15 protein-coding genes are annotated in these 18,940 nt (G+C 72.3%); 1 reads left to right on the top strand and 14 read right to left on the bottom strand.

Annotated elements, in window-relative coordinates; translation table 11 throughout:
• Positions 1–8: 8 nt before the first annotated feature.
• From H0S67_RS00405 to H0S67_RS24075, 9 genes are all read right to left on the bottom strand, one after another.
• Positions 9–2,144, bottom strand: a complete 2,136-nt coding sequence (locus H0S67_RS00405) for a RecQ family ATP-dependent DNA helicase (RefSeq protein ID WP_246355000.1) — start codon at positions 2,142–2,144, stop codon at positions 9–11.
• A gap of 118 nt (positions 2,145–2,262) precedes the next feature.
• Complete coding sequence (locus H0S67_RS00400; protein WP_219635410.1) at positions 2,263–2,793, bottom strand: hypothetical protein; 531 nt, start codon at positions 2,791–2,793, stop codon at positions 2,263–2,265.
• 217 nt (positions 2,794–3,010) lie between these two features.
• Entirely contained in the window at positions 3,011–4,315 is a 1,305-nt protein-coding gene (locus tag H0S67_RS00395) for a HAMP domain-containing sensor histidine kinase (protein WP_180934990.1), read from the bottom strand.
• Complete coding sequence (locus H0S67_RS24080) at positions 4,306–4,491, bottom strand: helix-turn-helix domain-containing protein (RefSeq protein WP_246354999.1); 186 nt, start codon at positions 4,489–4,491, stop codon at positions 4,306–4,308. The genes H0S67_RS00395 and H0S67_RS24080 overlap by 10 nt, the downstream gene beginning before the upstream one ends.
• Positions 4,475–4,966 carry a response regulator transcription factor gene (locus H0S67_RS00390; protein WP_246354998.1) on the bottom strand — a complete coding sequence of 164 codons (492 nt, stop codon included), beginning with the start codon at positions 4,964–4,966 and terminating at the stop codon, positions 4,475–4,477. Before H0S67_RS00390 ends, H0S67_RS24080 begins: the two co-directional genes overlap by 17 nt.
• A 1-nt stretch (position 4,967) precedes the next feature.
• Positions 4,968–6,923 carry a M13 family metallopeptidase gene (locus H0S67_RS00385; RefSeq protein ID WP_281368933.1) on the bottom strand — a complete coding sequence of 652 codons (1,956 nt, stop codon included), beginning with the start codon at positions 6,921–6,923 and terminating at the stop codon, positions 4,968–4,970.
• A 33-nt stretch (positions 6,924–6,956) separates the two neighbouring features.
• On the bottom strand, positions 6,957–8,993 hold the full coding sequence (locus H0S67_RS00380) for a hypothetical protein (protein ID WP_180934989.1): 2,037 nt from the start codon (positions 8,991–8,993) through the stop codon (positions 6,957–6,959).
• A gap of 10 nt (positions 8,994–9,003) precedes the next feature.
• Positions 9,004–9,984: an NADPH:quinone oxidoreductase family protein gene (locus tag H0S67_RS00375; protein WP_180934988.1), complete on the bottom strand. Its 981-nt coding sequence runs from the start codon at positions 9,982–9,984 to the stop codon at positions 9,004–9,006.
• Between the two features lie 20 nt (positions 9,985–10,004).
• Positions 10,005–10,616, bottom strand: coding sequence for a M15 family metallopeptidase (locus H0S67_RS24075; RefSeq protein ID WP_246354997.1), 612 nt, complete (start codon positions 10,614–10,616; stop codon positions 10,005–10,007).
• A 222-nt stretch (positions 10,617–10,838) separates the two neighbouring features.
• Here H0S67_RS24075 and H0S67_RS24070 point away from each other — a divergent pair, with 222 nt between their 5' ends.
• Positions 10,839–10,994, top strand: coding sequence for a hypothetical protein (locus H0S67_RS24070; RefSeq protein WP_246354996.1), 156 nt, complete (start codon positions 10,839–10,841; stop codon positions 10,992–10,994).
• A gap of 368 nt (positions 10,995–11,362) precedes the next feature.
• Here H0S67_RS24070 and H0S67_RS00365 read toward each other — a convergent pair whose 3' ends face one another.
• The 5 genes from H0S67_RS00365 to H0S67_RS00345 all read right to left on the bottom strand — a co-directional run bounded on the left by H0S67_RS00365 (position 11,363) and on the right by H0S67_RS00345 (position 18,869).
• Positions 11,363–13,204, bottom strand: coding sequence for a choice-of-anchor D domain-containing protein (locus H0S67_RS00365; protein ID WP_180934987.1), 1,842 nt, complete (start codon positions 13,202–13,204; stop codon positions 11,363–11,365).
• Positions 13,205–13,429: 225 nt separating this feature from the next.
• The gene (locus H0S67_RS00360; protein ID WP_180934986.1) at positions 13,430–14,410 is read right to left on the bottom strand and encodes an electron transfer flavoprotein subunit alpha/FixB family protein; all 981 of its coding nucleotides are present in this window, start codon (positions 14,408–14,410) and stop codon (positions 13,430–13,432) included.
• Entirely contained in the window at positions 14,407–15,192 is a 786-nt protein-coding gene (locus H0S67_RS00355) for an electron transfer flavoprotein subunit beta/FixA family protein (RefSeq protein ID WP_180934985.1), read from the bottom strand. Before H0S67_RS00355 ends, H0S67_RS00360 begins: the two co-directional genes overlap by 4 nt.
• A 1-nt stretch (position 15,193) precedes the next feature.
• Positions 15,194–17,746, bottom strand: a complete 2,553-nt coding sequence (locus H0S67_RS00350; RefSeq protein ID WP_180934984.1) for a GcvT family protein — start codon at positions 17,744–17,746, stop codon at positions 15,194–15,196.
• Between the two features lie 181 nt (positions 17,747–17,927).
• Positions 17,928–18,869 carry an ABC transporter substrate-binding protein gene (locus tag H0S67_RS00345; RefSeq protein WP_246354995.1) on the bottom strand — a complete coding sequence of 314 codons (942 nt, stop codon included), beginning with the start codon at positions 18,867–18,869 and terminating at the stop codon, positions 17,928–17,930.
• Positions 18,870–18,940: the final 71 nt, after the last annotated feature.

The raw sequence follows: 18,940 nt of genomic DNA, 5'->3' as shown, positions 1-18,940 counted from the left end.
CGATCGGGTCAGGACTGGGTGCCCAGGGCGAGCGGCAGCACGTCGGCCGCGCCCGCCTGCCGTGCCGCGCGGGCAGCCAGGGTCATGGTCCAGCCGCTGACGACCAGGTCGTCGACCAGCAGCACCGACCGGCCCTCCAGCGGGTCGCTGTCGAGCCGGAAGCGACGGCCCACGGCCGCGACCCGCTGGGCGGAGTTCATGGCGCCCTGCCCGGGCTCCACGCCCGGGTCGGCGATCGCGTAGCGGCCGAGGACCGGCACCCGCAGGTAGCGGGACAGCCCGTCGGCCAGGTCGGCCGTCAGGGTGGGCCGGGTCGCGGACTCGACGACGACGATGCCCTCGACCGTGGGCCGCCAGTCCCCGAGCACCTCGATGACCGCCTTCACCAGCGGCACCGGGACCGGTCCGTCGGGCTCGCCGGGACGGAAGAGGTCACGCAGCGCCTGGCCGTAGCCGAGGTCGGTGAGGCGGGCCACCGCCCGCCCCTCGCCCGCACCGTCGGCGATCTTGCCGCGCAGATCGACGCCGAGGTTGCCCAGGGCAGTCGGCCACATCTTCCGCGGCTCGATCACGACGCCGGGACGCGACAGCCGGGCGCCGGCCTCCTCCACCGCCGCCTCCGAGATCTCGAGGGAGAGGTCGAGGCCGCCGCAGTTGTCGCAGCGACCACAGGTGTCCGCGGCCGGGTCGTCGAGCTGGTCGCGCAGGAACCACATCCGGCACCGGTCGGTCGCGAGGTAGTCGAGCATCGCCTGCTGCTCCCGCTCGCGGGCCTCCGTGACACGGCGGTAGCGCTCCTCGTCGTAGGCCCACTCCCGGCCGGTGGCCTCCCAGCCGCCGCGCACCCGGCGTACGGCGCCGTCCACGTCGAGCACCTTGAGCATCGTCTCGAGGCGGTTGCGGTTGAGCTCGACGTAGGTCTCCAGGGCGGCGGTGCTCATCGGCCGCCCCTCCCCGGCGAGCACCTCCAGGGTCTGGCGCACCTGCTCCTCGCGCGGGAAGGCGAGCGAGGCGAAGTAGGCCCAGATGTCGTGGTCCTCCAGGGCCGGCAGCAGCACCACCGTCGCCTCGTCGGTGCCACGACCGGCGCGGCCGACCTGCTGGTAGTAGGCGACCGGCGACGACGGGGCGCCCATGTTGACGACGAAGCCGAGCGTGGCGTCGAAGCCCATCCCGAGCGCGCTGGTGGCCACCAGGGCCTTGACCCGCCCGGACGCGAGGTCCTGCTCGAGGGCGTGCCGCTCGGTGGGGTCGGTCTGGCCGGAGTACGCCGCGACGTCGTGGCCCCGGGAGCGCAGGTAGTCGGCGATCTCCTGGGTGGCCGCGACGGTGAGGCAGTAGATGATGCCCGAGCCGGGCTGCTCGGCCAGGTGGTCGGCCAGCCAGGCCAGCCGCTGCTCGGCGGTCTTCAGCCGCACCACCCCGAGCCGCAGCGACTCGCGGTCCAGCGATCCGCGCAGGACCAGGACGTCGGCCCGCCCGTCGGTGCCCTCGAGCTGCTCGGCGACGTCGGCCGTCACCCGGGCGTTGGCCGTGGCGGTGGTGGCCAGCACCGGGATGCCCTCGGGCAGGTCGGTCAGCAGGGTCCGGATCCGCCGGTAGTCGGGGCGGAAGTCGTGGCCCCAGTCGGAGATGCAGTGGGCCTCGTCGACGACGAGCAGGCCGCAGGTCTCGGCCAGCCGGGGCAGCACCTCGTCGCGGAAGCCGGGGTTGTTGAGCCGCTCGGGGCTCACCAGCAGCACGTCGACCTCCCCGGCGCGGATCGCGTCGTGGATGGGCTGCCAGTCCTCGATGTTGGTCGAGTTGATGGTCACGGCACGGATCCCGGCCCGCTCGGCCGCCGCGATCTGGTTGCGCATCAGGGCCAGCAGCGGGGAGACGATCACGGTCGGCCCGGCACCGGCCTGCCGGAGCAGCAGCGTCGCGACGAAGTAGACCGCCGACTTGCCCCAGCCGGTGCGCTGCACGACCAGCGAGCGACGCCGGTCGACGGCCAGCGCCTCGATCGCGGTCCACTGGTCCTCCCGCAGGCGCGCGGCGTCGCTCCCGACGAGCGCGCGCAGGTGGGCCTCCGCCTGCTCCCGGGTCTGCTGGCGGAGCTCGGCGGTCGGGCGGTCCGCGGTCGGCGGCAGGGTGGGGCTCACCCGACCCTGTCTACCAGCGCCGGCCGACAGCGCCGACGCGCCCTCCACAGACCCCGGGTCGTGCGGGTGCCAGTGCGCCGGGGCGCACCCTCAGCCGCACGACCCGGTCGTGGGTCGCTCAGGCGTCCGGGCCCTTGCTGCGTACGTCGGCCACGGCACCCATGGCGTCGCGCAGCTCGGCGAGCCAGTCGCTCTCGTGCTGGCCGACCAGGCGCACGCACCAGGCCAGGGCCTCCGAACGGGACCGGGCCACCCCGGCGTCGACGAGGGTGTCGAGCACCAGCCGTTGCGGCTGCCGCAGGCGCGTCATCACCGGCGCGGCGACGTGCGTCCACAGCTCCTCGCGGTCGCCGATCCGGACCGCCCACGAGACCTTGCGCTCGAAGCGGTGCTCCGCCTCCCGGGCGATCTCCATCCGCCGCTCGCGGGTCTCCTCGCGGAACGCCCGGGACCGGCCGGCGCGGGCCTCGGCCACCTGGACCTCCGACGGCTCCCCCTCCTCGGTGTCGAGGGCGACGTCGGGCTGGGTGAGGACGACGGTGATCTCCTCACGATCGACCGTCACCCGGGGGCTCTCGGTCTTCCACTCCTCGGGGAGCCGGCCGGCGAACCAGCCGCTCACCCGCTCCTGAACCTCATTTGTAATCATGTAATCATCATTACACCGCGATCAAGGGGCGCCCCGAAATGGAACCGGTCCGCCCACGCGGGGGACGTGGACGGACCGGAGATCGTGCGACCCGGTGCGGTGCGGACGACGGCAACGCCGACGTCGCCAGCGGGTGGACGGGAAGGGGCAGCCCGCCACCCCGGGTGGACACTCCTCCATCGTGGGTGACGGCTCCTGCCGAAAATCTGACCGGTGCTCAGTCCCCGGCGGGCAGGTCGACCTCGAAGCGCCCGCCCTGCCCCGGCACCGCCCGGACGGTCCCGCCCACCGACTCCACGAGGCGGCGTACGACGGCCAGCCCCAGCCCCGCGGAGCCCCCGACGACCCCCCGGTGGCCGGGACGGAACACCTCGCCGGCCTCCTGCTCGGTGACCCCGGGCCCGTCGTCGAGCACCGTCAGGACCACCCGGTCGCCTCGCGGCTCGACCGTCATCCACACGCTCGCAGCGGCGTGCCGCAGGGCGTTGTCGAGCAGCGGCGTGAGCGCCGCCCGCACCAGCTCCGGCGGCGCCGCCACCCACACGTCGGGACCGGGCTCGGGCGGCCGGATCGTGATCTCGTGCGGGCGGCTGGTGGCCAGGGCGGTGAGGACCCGGACCGCGTCGGCGGTCGACTCCTCGTCGTGGCGCGAGCGGGCGGCGTCCAGCATCGAGCCGACCACCCCGTCGAGCCGCTCGGCGGCCTCCACGATCGCCCGCAGCGGCTCGTGCTGGGCAGGGTCCGAGGCGGCCAGGGCCAGCTCGGCCTCGGCGCGGATCACCGTCAGCGGCGTCCGGAACTCGTGCGCCACCTCGTCGGAGAGCCGTCGTTCCGCGTGCAGCGCCTCGGCGATCCGGTCGAGCATGTGGTCGAGGGTCTGGCCGAGCTCGGTGATCTCGTCGACGGGCGGCCCGAGGTCGAAGCGGCGGTCGAGGTCGTGCTCCTCCCAGTCCTGGGCGTTGCGGACCATGTGGTGGACCTGCCCGAGCGTGCGCCGGGCGGCCTCCCCCGCGGCGACGCCTGCGGCGACGATCGTCAGCAGCCCGAGGACCAGGGAGAGCCACAGCCCGCGGCTCTCGGCGTGCTCGTACGGCGTGAGGTCGACGCCGGCCACCACCACCCCGATCCGGGTGCCGTCCTGCACGACCGGCTGGGAGACGAGGCGTACCCGCTCGGCGAGGACCTGCGAGCCGGCGACCGGACTGGCGCCGAGGCCGGTGACCACCGACGCCCGGTCCCGGGGGAGCCGGCCCTCGGCCAGGTGCCCGTGGGCGTCGAAGACCCACACGTCGCGGTCGAGGGTGGCCGAGCTCGCCTCCAGCACGGTCAGCTTCCCGTGCACGACACGGACCGTGCCCGCCACGGCGTCGGCCCGCGCCCGGGCCACCTCGGTGGAGTCGGCAGTGGTCACCCGGGCGAGGTAGACCTGCACCAGCACGATGACCGCGGCCACGACGAGGGTCGTGATCAGCATCGTCACCCAGACCAGCCGGGCGCGCAGCCCGACCGGGATCAGCGCCATACGTAGCCGACCCCGTGGACGGTCTCGACCCGGGGGCCGCCCTCCGGGAGGCCGGAGAGCTTGTTGCGGATCCGCCGCACGTAGGAGTCCAGGGTGTTGTCGGAGACGATGGCGCCGTCGGGCCAGCCGGCGGCCACCAGGGCCCGGCGCCGGACGACCTCACCGGGGACGCTCATCAGGCGAGCCAGCACCGCGAACTCGGTGGGCGTCAGTGCCACCGACACCTCGCCGTCCACGACGGCGTGCGTCGCCGGGTCGAGCCGCGCCCCCTCCGGTGTCGGCCGCATCGCGATCGCCCGCCGCTCGAGGACCCGGACCCGGGCCATCAGCTCGGCCAGCGAACGGCTTGCCGAGGTAGTCGTCGGCCCCGGCCTCGAAGCCCGCCACCTTGTGGTGGACGCCGGTCCGGGCGGTGAGCATCAGGACCGGCGCCACGACGCCGTTGGCCTTGAGCGCCAGGCAGACGTCGCGGCCGTCGACGTCGGGCAGGCCGAGGTCGAGCACGATCACGTCGGGCTGGCGCTCCACGAACGCGCGCAGCGCCTCCGCGCCCGTCGCCACGCTGACCACGTCGAAGTCCTCGGCCTTGAAGGCGCGGGTGATGACGGACCGGAGCTGCGCGTCGTCCTCGCAGACGCCGATCGTGGTCACGTCACCAGATCCGGACGCGCTCCGCGGGGTCCAGCCACAGGCCGTCACCCTCGACGGTGCCGAACACCTCGTGGAACTCGTCGAGGTTGCGCACGATGTTGGCCCGGAACTCCGCGGGACTGTGCGGGTCGATGGTGAGGTACTGCAGCTCCTGCTCCTTGCGGCGCTTGGTGCGCCAGCAGTAGGCCCAGTTCATGAAGAGCCGCTGCCGCTCCTCGACCGACGCCTGGCCGCCCTGGGCGATGAGGTACGCCGTGTGGCCGATCGTGAGACCACCGAGGTCGCCGATGTTCTCACCCACGGTCAGCGCGCCGTTGACGTGCTCGCCGGGGAGGGTGCGCGGCTCGAAGGCGTCGTACTGCTCGATCAGCGCCTTCGACTTCACCTCGAAGGCCGCCTTGTCGGCCGGCGTCCACCAGTCGTTGAGGGTGCCGGTGCCGTCGTACTGGGCGCCCTGGTCGTCGAAGCCGTGGCCGATCTCGTGGCCGATGACCGCGCCGATGCCGCCGTAGTTCTCCGCCGGGTGTGCGTCGGGGCTGAAGAACGGCTTCTGCAGGATCCCGGCGGGGAAGCAGATCTCGTTGGTGCCCGGGTTGTAGTAGGCGTTGACGGTCTGCGGCAGCATGAACCACTCGTCGCGGTCGACCGGGGAGCCGATCTTGGCCAGCTGCCGGTCGGTCTCGAACGCGGACGCGGACGCCACGTTGCCCAGCAGGTCGTCGGGGCTGACCTGCAGCGCCGAGTAGTCGCGGAAGGTCTTCGGGTAGCCGATCTTCGGGTTGAAGGTCTCGAGCTTCTCGTAGGCCCGCTCCTTGGTCTCCTCGGTCATCCAGTCCAGCCGGGAGATCGAGTCGCGGTAGGCGGCCAGCAGGTTGGCGACCAGGTCGTCCATCATCGCCTTGGAGCTCGGCGGGAAGTGCCGGGCGACGTACTCCTTGCCGACGGCCTCGCCGATCGCGCCCTCGACCAGCGCGACGCCGCGCTTCCAGCGGGCGCGCAGCTCGGGGGTGCCGTTGAGGGTGCGGCCGTAGAAGTCGAAGTTGGTCTCGACCAGGTCGTCGGTGAGGTACGGCGCGGAGGCGCGGACGACGTGGCTGAGCAGCCACTCCTTCCACTCCTCGATCGGCACCTCGTCGAGGACCGTCGAGAGGTGGGCGAGGTAGGAGGGCTGGCGCACGCAGACCTCGGCGATGGTCTTGTCCTTGCCGCCGAGGTTGGTGACGTAGGCGTCCCAGTCGAACGACGGGCAGAGGGCCTTGAGCTCCTCGGCCGTCTTCAGGTTGTAGGTCTTCTGGACGTCGCGGGTCTCCGCCCGCTCCCAGTGGCCGGCGGCGAGGCGGGTGTCGATCGCCAGGACGGTGCTCGCGGCCTCGGCGGCGTTCTCGTGGCCGGCCAGGCCGAGCAGCCGGGTCAGGTAGGCGACGTACTTCTCGCGCACCTCGGCGAACTTGTCGTCGCGGTAGTAGGACTCGTCGGGCAGGCCGAGCCCGCCCTGCACGATGTGGAAGAGGTAGCGGTCGGACTGCCGGTCGTCGGTGTCGACGTAGGAGCCGAAGAGACCGTGGCCTCCGATCCGCTCGAACTCGCCGAGGAACGCCGCGAGGTCGCGCACGTCGCGCAGCGAGGCCACGGCGTCGATCAGCGGGCGCACCGGGCGCAGGCCGCGGCGCTCGATCTCCCCGGTGTCCATGAAGGAGGCGAAGAGGTCGCCGATCTTGCGGGCGTCCTCGTCGATGGGCGCGCCGTCACCCGAGGTGACCTGGGCGGCCAGGTCCTCGATGATCCGGTGCACGTGCTCCTCGGCCGCGTCGGCCAGCTGCACGAACGGCCCCCAGCTCGACCGGTCGGAGGGGATCTCGACCTCGTCGAGCCACCGTCCGTTGACGTGGCCGAACAGGTCGTCCTGCGGACGGATCTCGGGGTTCATGCCCTCGCGGGCCTCATCCAGGATGCTCACGCCCCCGACCCTAACCGCCGCCATGGCACGGCGTCAGGGAGCCAGGGTCCGGAACGCCTCGCCCAGCACCCCGCTGCCCGCCTTGAGCCGCTCGGAGTAACCGACGTGGTTCCACGTCGGCCAGGTGTAGTCCATCCGCGCGGTGGCCCCGTCGACGTCGAAGGTGAGGCCGATCCCGGGCACCCGGACCAGCTCCGCCGGGTTCCCCGCACCCAGCGCCGTGCGCGACGAGGGGTCGGCGAGGCCGAGCATCGACCAGGGGAGCCGCAGGTGCAGGGTCCGGTGGGCGTCGTCGACCTGCCAGGTCGCCAGGCTGTCGTAGTCGGAGGAGGTCGGGTCCCAGTCTCCCCGGACCAGGTCGCCGACGTCACCGAGCTCGGCGTCGTGGTGCTTCCCGGCCACCTCGTAGCTGCGGTTCATGATCTGGCGGTAGACGTGCCAGGCACTCTGGCGCTCGATGGCGGGGATGGCCTCGCGCGTGTAGAGCCGCACCGGCTCCAGGTCGCGACGCACCGACACCCGCGCCGTGCCCGCCGCCGCGTCGACGTCCACCCGGTAGTCGGGCCCCTCGCCCGGCACCGAGTCGACAAGGATCGAGGCCTTCGCCGGGGTGGCCTCGCGACCGGTCACGTCGAGGTGGAGGTACGACGCGTCGGCCTCGGCCAGCACGTACTCCAGGGCGCCCGAGGCGGGTGTGAGCTCGTGGCCGGAGTCCGGGACGCGGGCACTGTCGGTGGCCAGCACCCCGAACCACTGCTCGTTGGTCAGCGGGTCGTGCCACAGCTGGCGCCGCGCGTCGACCTGGCTGTCCTGGGTGTTCCACGTGCGCTTGAACCACTCGTCGGCCCAGGAGAAGACGAAGGCGCCGCTCGCGCCCTGGTCGTGGACGAGGTGCAGCAGGTCGGCGTCGGTCTGCATGGCCTGTTGCTCGGTGTGCGAGCCCTGGTCGCGCCCCAGCGGCCCGAGGTGGGCCGAGCCGAGCGAGGACGGGACACCCATCTCGGAGATCACCAGCGGCATCGAGGTGAAGTGGTCGCGCAGCGCCCGGACGTAGCCGGCGTACGGGTCGGGCCGGCCGCGCCACGTCGTCCGCTGCAGTCCGGGCTCGTAGCGCTGGAAGTCCGGGTAGTAGGGGTAGGCGTGGAAGCTGGCGAACGTGCCGCCCGGCCAGGCGCGGGTCGGCAGCACGTGCTCGGCGTCGACCCCGACGAGGTCCTCCTGCCGCATCGGCTCCTGGGGGTGGGACAGCGGGTCGGTGGTCGGCCAGTTCACGAACGCGATCGGCACGCTCACGCCCCGCTCGTGCTCGGCCGCGGCCAGCCCGTCGAGGTGCCGGGCGATCCAGCGCTCGGTCGCCGTGGCGTCCCCGGTGGCGCGGAAGTAGGTGCCGGGGCGGTAGGCCGCGTCCCGCTCGAGGCGGTCGGTGCGCGCGGTGGCGTCCGGGTCCCACTCGACGCCGACGATCCAGCCGAGCAGCCACGGGGACACGTCGGTGTGCCAGGTGCCCGACGACCGGCCGGGCTGCGGCGCGCGCGTCAGGTCGCCGTGCACGGCGGCGCCGGCGTCGGCCAGCTCCCGGGTGAAGGCCCGGTCGACCGACGGCGAGTAGAGCGTGCGCCCCGGCTCGACGTACGACTCGTCGGGCAGATAGACGCCCTGCACGAGGTAGAGCGGCGACTGCGGGTGCGCCCTGTTCCAGGCGGCGAGCTCGTCGTAGAAGGCGGGCGGGTGCACCGTGTAGACGCGGATCACCCGGATGCCGAGGCCCGCCATCTCGCCGAACCAGCGGCGGTAGTCGTCGGCCGTGAGCACGTCCAGCTCGCCCGGCTGGCGGGTGGGCACGCTGCTGCCGAGGTTGATCCCGGGCAGGAAGGTCTTGTCCCCCGAGGCGGTGTGCAGCCGCAGGCCGTCGGTGTCCGCCTCCGCCAGGACGCTCAGGCCGTCGACGCGGGTGGGAGCCGGGGACCAGTCGCTCTTGGGCGTCGTCCCCCCGCGCGACGCGCCGCTGTCGCAGGCCGCCAGGCACACGAGGCCGAGCACCACCATCAACACGACCCCCAGGCGACGCACCGGGCAGAGGCTACCCGGCGACGCGGACGACCGACTTGCCCAGCGTGCGGCGCGCCTCCATGTCGCTCAGGGCGCGTCCGAAGTCCTCGAGGTCGTACGTCGCGCCGATCGGCGGGCGGACCACTCCGCTCTCCATCATCGGCACCAGCGCAGCCCACTGCTCCTGCATGTAGCCGGGCCGGGTCATCGCGTAGGCGCCCCAGCCGACGCCGCGCACGTCGACGTTGTTGAGCAGCAGCCGGTTGACCTTGACCTGGGGGATGCCCTGCCCGGCGGCGAAGCCGACCACGAGCAGCCGGCCCTGCGGGGCCAGCACGCGGAGCGAGTCGGTGAAGAGGTCGCCACCGACGACGTCCACCACGACGTCCACGCCGCGCCCCTCGGTCAGGGCGAGCGCCGCGTCCCTGAAGCCGTCGACCAGCACGGTCTCGTCGGCGCCGGCGCGCTTCGCCACGGCCGCCTTCTCGTCGGAGCTCACGACGGCGATCGTGCGGGCGCCGTACCCCTTGGCGACCTGGATGGTCGCGGTGCCGACGCCACCGGCCGCCCCGTGCACCAGCACGGTCTCACCGGCGCGCAGCCCACCGCGCTCGGCGAGCGCGAACTGCGCGGTCAGGTAGTTCATGGGGAGCGCGGCACCCTCGTCGAAGGACAGCGCGTCGGGGAGGGCGAAGGTGAACATCGCAGGCGTGGCCACCCGCTCGGCCGCGCCGCCGTAGGCCCCCACCCCGGCCACCCGCTGACCGGTCTCGAAGCCGCCTGCCCCGGACTCCGCCGGGCGCAACACGGTGCCGGCGAAGTCGACGCCGAGGGTGAAGGGCGGCTCGGGCTTGAGCTGGTACTCCCCCTTGCTGAGCAGCAGGTCCGGGAAGGAGATGCCCACCCGGCGCACCTCCACGAGCACGTCGTCCGGGCCCGGGGTGGGCTCCTCGACGTCGCGGACCTCGAGGGCGGCGGGACCGGTGGGCGTGATGACCTGGACTGCGCGCATGAGGGCACGGTAGCCGGGGGTCAGCGAGGGTTGACCAGCGCGTTCATCTCGAAGTGCATCGGGTCGGTGTAGTGCCAGTCGCCGCCCCAGGCGAAGCCCCACTTCTTGAAGATCGACACGACCGTCCGGTCCATCTCGCCGACGGTGCCCCGCTGGTTGCCGGGCACGTTGAGGTCGAGCGCCAGGCCGAAGGAGTGGTTGGACAGCGAGGTGGTGCCGGCGATGAAGCGCGGGTAGTAGCAGCCGGCGTACTCGCTGGGGTGGATCTTGTCCGCCAGCCCGCGCGACTGGACCTCGTTCAGGGCCGCCGTGAGCTGGGGGAAGATCAGCTTGTTGCAGGTGACGTTGCCGAGGATCGGCACGCTCTGCGTGGTGATGTGGGCGGCCACCCACGCCGGGTCCGGGGCGATCCGGCCGCCGCCGAGCACCGAGTAGCGGAAGGTGCCCACGGCATCGGCGATGGTGCCGACCACGAACGCCGTCTGCTGGACGTCGGGGTCGAGGCCGTAGCGGGCGACCGCGTCGAGCATCTGGACGGACGCGTCGTGCCCGGCGAGCTTCTCGATGGGCTTGCGCAGCGACTCCGGCGCGGTCTGCCCGGTGGTGACGAGCAGCGCGTTGTCGCGCTGCATGTGCAGGGTCGGGATCCACGACTCGTTGACGACGGCGTCGATGGCTCCCTCGACCTGGGGGCGAAGGCCCCGATGTGCACCGCCGTCGCGTCCTTCTCGCTGCCCAGCCGCAGGTAGCCGTGGCTGTCCAGCGGGAGCTTCTTCTTCAGCTCCGGCCGGATCGCGAGCTCGCCGCCGGCGACCCGGTCCCAGACCGCCTGGGTCTCGGCGCTCGCGGCGGGGGTGAAGTTGCGGTACGTCGAGGGGTCGACCGCGGCCACCGTGATGACCTTGTTCTCGATCGGCACCTGGGCCAGCGAGAGGGTCTCCACGCTCTGCACGCCCTTGAGCCCGCGGATCGCGGCGACGGTGGACGGGCTCAGCGAGTCGCCGTTGTAGACCAGCACGTCGGCCAGCCCCAGGGCGCCCTTGCGCGGCCCCGGCGGGTCGACGGCGTGCTGCGGGTCGGCGACCGGGGTGGCGCTGCTCCCGGGGTCGGGCGTGGCCGACGTCCGCGATGTCGACCCGGGGCTCGTCGACGTGGAGCCGGGCGAGGTCGTGGGGTCGTTCGCCTGCTGCGCGTTGGACCCGCCGCAGGCAGCCGTCAGCACCAGCACCGTCGGCAGCGTGAACGCCACCAGTGCACGCCTTCCGCGCATGGCCCTCCCTCCCCGTGCGTCTCAGGGTAGGACGGCCGGGCAACCCCGGCACCCACCACGCCGGATCGTTGCGCTCACGCCCGACGCCGGGTGCCGGGCCGGCCCTCCTCAGCCCACGAACTTCAGGTACCGCCAGGCGCTGTTCTCGGCGAGGTTCCGCTTGTCGCCGCGCCACTCCGCGCGCATCCGGATCGGGATGCCCCGGTAGTTGGCGTTCCCGGCGAGGTAGGCCCGCGCGGTGCTCGCCGACGACAGGTGCACGCACTTGGTGGTGGCGGGGTACTGCCACGAGCCGGCCACCAGGAACTCCGCGCGGAAGTACAGGCAGTCCCCGGCGTGGTCGGGGCTGACCTTGCCCTGGATGAAGGCGTCCTGGGAGAGGCCGTAGACGTAGTAGCGGCCGGACCTGCTCCGGTAGCGCTGCATCGTCGGCGTCACCTTCGCGTGCACCGACACCGAGCGCGTGGCCGAGGTGCTCGGCACCTGCCCCTGCCCGTCGAGTGCGACCGTGAACGTGGTCTGCTGCACCACGGGGACCCGCACGACGAGGAGGCCGTCGCCGTCCACGGTGCCCGTCGTCACCAGCTTCCTCACGCCCCCGGGCGACGTCGCGTATACCGACAGGGTCCGCACCGGCGAGTCGGCCGAGACCTTCGCGGTCACGACCGCCCGGCTGCCGTAGTCGTAGCTGGCCCGGTCGGTACGGACGCTCACCCGCGGCGGGAGCGGGGCCCCGGGCTGGTCGGCGTGCCAGGTGATCGAGCCGTACAGCGCAGGGGTGGCGCCCTCACAGTGCTGGACGAAGGAGACCGACAGCTTCTCGAGAGCGCCGGTGTCGTCGTACGACGCCTCGTGCACCGTGAAGCTGCCCTTGATCTCGTTGCAGCCACGCCCCGACCCGCCGACGTCCATCCCGGGCGTCGTCGCGTCGTTGAACGGGAAGCGCGTCGCGCCGGTGAACGTCGTGCCCGGTGTGAGCGTGCGTCCGGAGTCGGCCTCGAAGTCGGCCGTCCACGATCCGTCCTCGGTGCTCGCCTGGATCCGCGACTGGTCCCCCGAGGCAAGGATCCGGGTGTCCTGCGGCGTGTAGGACCAGTCCTCGCCGCCGCCGATGTAATCGCCGCGGTCGCTGCGCATCCGCCACGCCGTGTTGCCCGGGATGCCGGCACCGCTCAGGGCGACCGTGTGGCGGCCAGCGGCGCTGGAGTCCTGGATCGTCAGGGTGCCCGAGCGTGCTCCGCTGCTCGACGCGGTGAAGCCGACGTTGACCTGGCAGGAGGCGCCGACCGCGAGCGTGCCGCAGGTGCTGCTCTTCACGGAGAAGTCGGCGGCACCGTCGGTGATCGCCGCACCGGCGACCGTGAGCGGCGCGGCTCCGGTGTTGACCAGGCGGACCGGGACGTTGCGCCCCGCGACGTGGGGGTAGCCGGCCGGCCAGGCGACGTGGTCGGGCGCGACCAGCAGGTCGGAGTCCCCGCCGGGCTCGTTGATGCGCACCTCGCCGAACGCGGCCGGCGAGCCGTTGCCGCAGTGCATCTCGTAGACGAGCCAGAGCCGCGTCAGCGCGGGGTCGATGTCGAGGACCGTGAACCGCCCCGTGCTGGTGCAGCCGCGGCCGCTGCCGAAGATGCCCAGGACCGGGTGCCCGGTGGCGCCGTCGGCGCGCTCGTAGTCACCGGGGACGAGGCTGTCCTGACCGGCCGCACCGAAGGTGAAGGTGAAGTCGTCACCCGAGGGCCCGCCGGCGACGTTGACCTGCACCTGGTCGTCGACCGAACCGCTCAGGCTGACCTCGCCGGCACCGGGCCGCCAGAGGTCGGCCTGGCCGCCGCTGATGTACTCGCCGCTCTCCCCGACCATGGTCACGAAGGTGGTGGCTGAGTCGGCGGCCTGGGCGGGTGCCGGCGTCCAGCCGGCCACCAGGGCCCCGGCGAGCAGGGTCCCGGTCACCAGCTGTCCGACCAGCGTTTTCCTGGTCCGGGCAGCACCTGCCACCCCGCGGCGTACACGCAGCATCACGTCGTCCTTCGATCCGTGGGCTCACCCCGTCCCCACCCCGAAGGCCTGCGCGGAGCCAAGCCCGAGCATTGGCCGGCGCATCGTCGCACGGCGACGCCCGGCTTCGGGCGGGAATGCGGAACCCCACCCGCTCCGACCCGGTGCGGCGGGCCGGGATCACGCGCCGCGGCGCCGCCTGATCTCCGCGTTGATCGCCGGCACGACCTCGTGCAGGTCCCCGATCACGGCGTGGGTCGCCTTGGTGACCATCGGGGCGTCGGGGTCGGTGTTGATGGCCAGGATGTTCTTCGCGGTCGCGCAGCCGGCCCAGTGCTGGATGGCACCGCTGATCCCGCAGGGGATGTAGAGGTCGGGCGAGATCCGGCTGCCGGTCTGGCCGACCTGTTCGTGGTGGGGGCGCCAGCCCAGTGAGGTGACCACGCGCGAGACGCCGAGCGAGGCGCCGAGCAGGTCGGTGAGCTCCAGCAGGTCCGCGAAGCCGTCCGCGCTGCCGGCGCCACGGCCGGCGCCGACGACGACCCGGGCCGACTTCAGGCTGCCCGACAGGTCCGGCTCCGGTTCGTCGGTGGAGACCACACGGGCGACCAGGTCGGCCTCCGACAACATCGGCCGGCACTCGACGACGTCCGCGGGGCCCGGCGAGGGCGCCGGTGACGCCTCGACCGCGTGCCCGGCGACGGTGAAGACCGCGGGCCGCTCGTCGAGCCGCATCTCCTCCAGCGCGGCGCCGCCGACGACCTGCCGGGTGACCACGAACGGCGAGAGCCCGCCGAAGGACAGCACGTTGGCCGCCATCGCCACCCCGAGGCGGGCCGCGACGTGCGCGAGCACCTCGTTGCCGCGGGGAGTTCCGGCCGCCGTCACCACGACGGAGCCGGCCGCCTCACGCGCGGCCTGGACGGCGGCGGCCCAGGCGGCACCCGAGAACGCGGCGAAGCCCTCGCCGTCGGCCTTGTGCACGGTGCGGACGGCGTACGCCTCGAGCTGCTCCCGCAGCCCCGGGGGCACCGGGCCGACCACGACTGCGTCGACGGGGACGCCGCCCCCAGCGGAGGAGAGGTCGCGGGCGAAGGTCAGGGCCTCGCGGGACACCTCCACCGCTCCGGACGCGTCGGTCTCGACCAGGACCAGGATCATCGGGCCAGCACCCCCAGCTGCTCGAGCAGGTCGACCACGGCGGGCGCCGCGTCGGCCCCCTTGCCGAGGACCTGCACGTTGCTGGGCGCCGGCGGGGGCAGCAGCAGGCGCACCCGCTTCGGGCCGATCGGCTCCGCGGTCGGTGTGCGCTGCTCGATCGCCACCTTCTTGGCCTTCATCCGGCCCGGCACGGTCGGGTAGCGGGGCTCGACCCCGCCCTCCAGCACGGTCACGACCGCGGGCAACGGGACCCGGTAGGTCTCGTGCCCCTCCGGGCCGTCCCCGCTCGCGACGACACTCTGCCCGTCCGGGGCGTCCTCGACCCGGACGGTCGCGACCCCGTTGACCACCGGCCACCCGAGCTCGTAGGCCAGCCGGATGCCGACCTGGAAGTCTCCGCTGTCGGCGGCGTCGTTGCCGAGCAGGACCAGGTCGTGCGGGTGCCCGGCGGCCTCGTGGTCGCGCACCACCGCGGCGATCTCGCGCGCCACGTCGGCCGGGCCGAAGCGGGCCGGGTCGGCCTCGACGTGCGTCGCGGCGGTGCAGCCCACGGCCAGCGCGGACCGCAGCTGCTCGACGGCGTCGGCGTCGCCCAGCGTCAGCACGGAGGCCTGGCCTCCGGTGGCGCCGGCAACCTGCACGGCCAGCTCGACGGCGCACTCCTCGTGGTTGCTCGTCGTGAAGCCGGCGTACCGGCCGTCGACCGCCTGGCCGTCGTCGGTGAGGACGACCTCGCCGGTGGAGTCGACCACCCGCTTGATGCAGACCAGTACATCGGTCATGTCAGCGAATCCGTTCGTTGGTCGGGTCGAGCAGACCGGTGGCGTCGACCGATGCGACGGTCACCGGGTAGAGCTCCTCCATGTACGACACCGCGAGCTGGTTGCCGAGCACGGCCTCCTCGGGCGGCAGGTAGGCCATCAGCAGGTGCTTGCCCAACGACGGGGCGGACCCGGCGCTGGTCACGTAGGGGTGGTGGCCGTGGCCGTCGGTGAGGGTGCCGCCGTCGCGGGTGAGGATCGGCTCGCCACCGAGCATGTAGCGCTTCACCCCGCTGGCGGAGGTGTGGTCGTCGACGGTCATCGTGCACAGCACGGCGGCCGGAGCCTCCCCGGAATCGAGCAGGGCACGTTGGCGCAGGTAGGCCTCGCGCCCGACGAAGTCCGCCGCCTTGACCTTCGGCCGCTGCATGCCGGCCTCGACGATGGTGCGCTCCCCGTCGAGCTCGTAGCCGAAGGCGCGGTAGCCCTTCTCGATCCGGCCGGTGGTGCCGTAGACGCCGATGCCGACCGGGACCGCGCCGTGCGGCGCCCCCGCGTCGAGCAGCTTGTCCCACAGCTCCGCGGCCGATCCGAACGGCACGTAGAGCTCCCAGCCGAGCTCGCCGACGTAGGAGATCCGCGAGGCCAGGACCGTCACGCCGCCCACCGTGATCTCGCGGCAGGTGAGGAAGCCGAAGCCGGTGTCGGAGACGTCGTCGGAGGTCAGGGACGCGAGGATGTCGCGCGCCCGCGGACCCCACAGGCCGATGGTCGAGACCTCCGAGGTGAGGTCGGTCAGCGTGGTGGCCGGGTCCCCGCCCGTCACCTGCGCGAGCTGGTCACCGAACCACTTCCGGTCGGCCATCCCGTGCGCGCCGCCGGTGACCACCCGGAAGTGCTGCTCGCCGAGCCGCATCACGGTCAGGTCCGAGCGGAAGCCGCCCTTGGGGTCGAGGACCGGGGTGTAGACCACCTTGCCGACCGCCACGTCGCACTGGGCCACGCAGGTGCGCTGCACCGCCTCGAGGGCCGCCGGCCCGACGATGTCGAACACGCAGAACGCCGTGAGGTCGATGACGCCGGCCGCCTCACGCATCCGCAGGTGCTCGGCGTTGATGATCGGGCTCCACCAGCGCGCGTCCCACTCGTGCTCACGCGGCATCACGGCGTCGCCGTACACCTCGAGCAGGCCGGCGTTCGACTCGTACCAGTGCGGGCGCTCCCAGCCGGCGGTCTCGTAGAAGAACGCGCCGAGCTTCTTCTCCGACTCGTGCATCGGGGCGAGCCGCTGATCGCGGTCGGACTCGTACTGCTCGGCGGGGTGGATGATCCCGTAGGTCTTGATGAACGCCTCGGTCGTGCGCAGCCGGGTGTGCTCGCGGCGCATCTGGTGGGGGTGGAAGCGGGCGATGTCGCTGGCCGACACGTCGATCTCGGAGTGGCCGTGGGTCATCCACTCGGCGACGGCGCGGCCGACGCCCGGGCCCTCCTTGATCCAGACGGCCGCCGCCGTCCACAGCCCGCTGACCAGGCTCTCGCCGAGGATCGGGTTGCCGTCGCAGGTCAGCGAGAGCAGGCCGTTGATGGCGTAACGCATCTCCGCGCCCTCGGCGCCGAGCAGCTCGGGCATCAGCTCGTAGGCCTGCTCGAGCTGGGGGTCGAAGTCGTCGGAGGTGAACGGCATCTCGGTCGGCGACAGCTTCGCCTGCTCGATCGAGGGGATGTCCTCCGGCTCGTGCAGGATCGCCCGGTGGGCGTAGGAGCCGACCTCCATGTCGGCGCCGTGCTGGCGCTCGTAGCAGAAGGTGTCCATGTCCCGGATGATCGGGAAGGAGATCTCGCCCTCGCGCTCGGCGAGCTGCGGGCAGGGGCCGACGCTGATCATCTGGTGCACCGCGGGCGTGAGCGGGATGCTGATACCGGCCATGTCGCCGATCTTCGGGCTCCACACGCCGCACGCGATGACCACGTGCTCGGCCTCGATGTCGCCACCGCTGGTCCGAACCCGCGTGATGCGCCGCCGGCCGTCCGCCCCCTCCTCGGTGTCGAGGCCGACCACCTCGACGGTCGGCACGACCGTCAGCGCACCGGCCGCGAGCGCCTGCTCGCGCATGATCGTGCCGGCGCGCAGCGAGTCGACGACGCCCACGCTCGGCGTCCAGAAGGCGCCGATGAACTGGTCGGTCTCGATGAAGGGCACCTTCTCCTTGACGACGTCGGGCGAGACCAGCTCGGACTCGATCCCCCACGCCTTCGCGCTCGACATCCGCCGCCGCAGCTCCTCCATCCGCTCCGGCGTGCGCGCCAGCTCGAAGCCCCCGGACTGCGTGAAGACGCCCATCTCCCGGTACTGCCGCACCGAGTCCAGCGTGAGGTCGGTGATCTCCCGCGAGTGGTCGACCGGGAAGATGAAGTTGGACGCGTGACCGGTCGAGCCGCCCGGGTTGGGCAGCGCTCCCTTGTCGATCTGGACGATGTCGCGCCACCCCAGCCGGGCCAGGTGGTGGACCAGGCTGTTGCCGACGATGCCGGCGCCGATGACGACCACTCGTGCGGTGGCGGGAACCTCTGCCATGAGCCTCTCCGAGGTGCTGGTGTCGATGGGGGGAATGATGGACCTTGTTGCGTCTGACGCAACGCAATGCACGATGCGAGACAACCCTAGAATGAGTCGTGCCCGGCCGGGGTGTCAATGGCCCGGCCGGGCACGAATGTGCGGGGCCCTCGGAGCCCCCGTGATCAGATGGCTCAGGTGGTCACGAGGTCACGCCGGTTCCCTTGAGCCAGGCGTTGACCTTGTCCTGGTTGGCGTCGACCCACTTCTTCGCCGCCTCCTCCGGGTCCATCTGGTCCTGGGCGATGTACTTCGCCACGAGGTTCTGGTCGTCGTTGTTCCAGTTGAAGTTCTTCACCAGCGTGTACGCCGGGCTGCCGGAGTCGGCGAAGTCCTTCGAGACGACCTTGTTCAGCGGGTACGGCGGGTAGTCGCAGGCGACCTTGGTCGGGTCGGAGTCGCACCCGGGGGTGTACTTCGGGAGGTTGACCTTGACCAGCGGCACCTCGGCGAGGAACCACTGCGGCTCGTAGAAGTAGCCGATCATCGGGGTCTTGTTCTCCTCCGCCTTGCGGAAGGCCTCGATGAGCGCGGTCTCGCTGCCGGTGAAGACCACCTTGTAGTTGAGGTTGAGGTTCTTCACCAGCGCCTCGTCGTTGGTGACGAAGCCGGGATCGCCGTCGTAGAACGTGCCGAGGTCACCGGACTCGGGAGTCTTGAACAGGCTGGCGTACTTGTTCAGGTTGTGCCAGTCGGTGATGTCGGGGTACTTGTCCTTCATCCACGGCGGCACGTACCAGCCGATCACGCCGTCGTTGCCGGTCAGGCCGGCATCCACGGCCGTGCCGTCGCCGCCCTTGCTGGCCATGTACTTCTTCTGCAGCTCGGGGTGGCCCCAGTTCTCGATGACCACGTCGACCGTGCCGTTGCCGAAGCCCTTCCAGGAGACCTGCTCGTCGAGGTCCTTGTAGTTGACCGTGCAGCCCAGCTTGGTCTGCGCGATGTATCCCACGACGTAGGCGTTGGCCTCGTAGCCGACCCAGGGGTTGACGGCCATGTTCAGGTCGCCACAGTCCTTGCTGCCGGCCGGTTGCTTGGCGTTCTGGATGGAGCCGCCCCCGCACGCACTGAGCGTGAGTGCCATCGCGGCTGCCACTGCAGCAAGCACCGCTTGCGTGCGCTTGACTCTCATGTGGTTGACCCTTCGTTGAGTGG

The sequence above is a fragment of the Nocardioides ungokensis genome, assembly GCF_013466985.1.
Classification (GTDB): Bacteria; Actinomycetota; Actinomycetes; order Propionibacteriales; family Nocardioidaceae; genus Nocardioides; species Nocardioides ungokensis.
This window is presented reverse-complemented; position numbering and strand designations above follow the sequence as displayed.

Bases quoted from the DNA above. Each gene is read 5' to 3' on its own strand.
- H0S67_RS00400 (WP_219635410.1), bottom strand. From the start codon at position 2,793: ATGATTACAAATGAGGTTCAGGAGCGGGTGAGCGGCTGGTTCGCCGGC.
- H0S67_RS00395 (WP_180934990.1), bottom strand. From the start codon at position 4,315: ATGGCGCTGATCCCGGTCGGGCTGCGCGCCCGGCTGGTCTGGGTGACG.
- H0S67_RS24080 (WP_246354999.1), bottom strand. From the start codon at position 4,491: ATGAGCGTCCCCGGTGAGGTCGTCCGGCGCCGGGCCCTGGTGGCCGCC.
- H0S67_RS00375 (WP_180934988.1), bottom strand. From the start codon at position 9,984: ATGCGCGCAGTCCAGGTCATCACGCCCACCGGTCCCGCCGCCCTCGAG.
- H0S67_RS24075 (WP_246354997.1), bottom strand. From the start codon at position 10,616: ATGCAGCGCGACAACGCGCTGCTCGTCACCACCGGGCAGACCGCGCCG.
- H0S67_RS00360 (WP_180934986.1), bottom strand. From the start codon at position 14,410: ATGATCCTGGTCCTGGTCGAGACCGACGCGTCCGGAGCGGTGGAGGTG.
- H0S67_RS00355 (WP_180934985.1), bottom strand. From the start codon at position 15,192: ATGACCGATGTACTGGTCTGCATCAAGCGGGTGGTCGACTCCACCGGC.
- H0S67_RS00350 (WP_180934984.1), bottom strand. From the start codon at position 17,746: ATGGCAGAGGTTCCCGCCACCGCACGAGTGGTCGTCATCGGCGCCGGC.
- H0S67_RS00345 (WP_246354995.1), bottom strand. From the start codon at position 18,869: ATGGCACTCACGCTCAGTGCGTGCGGGGGCGGCTCCATCCAGAACGCC.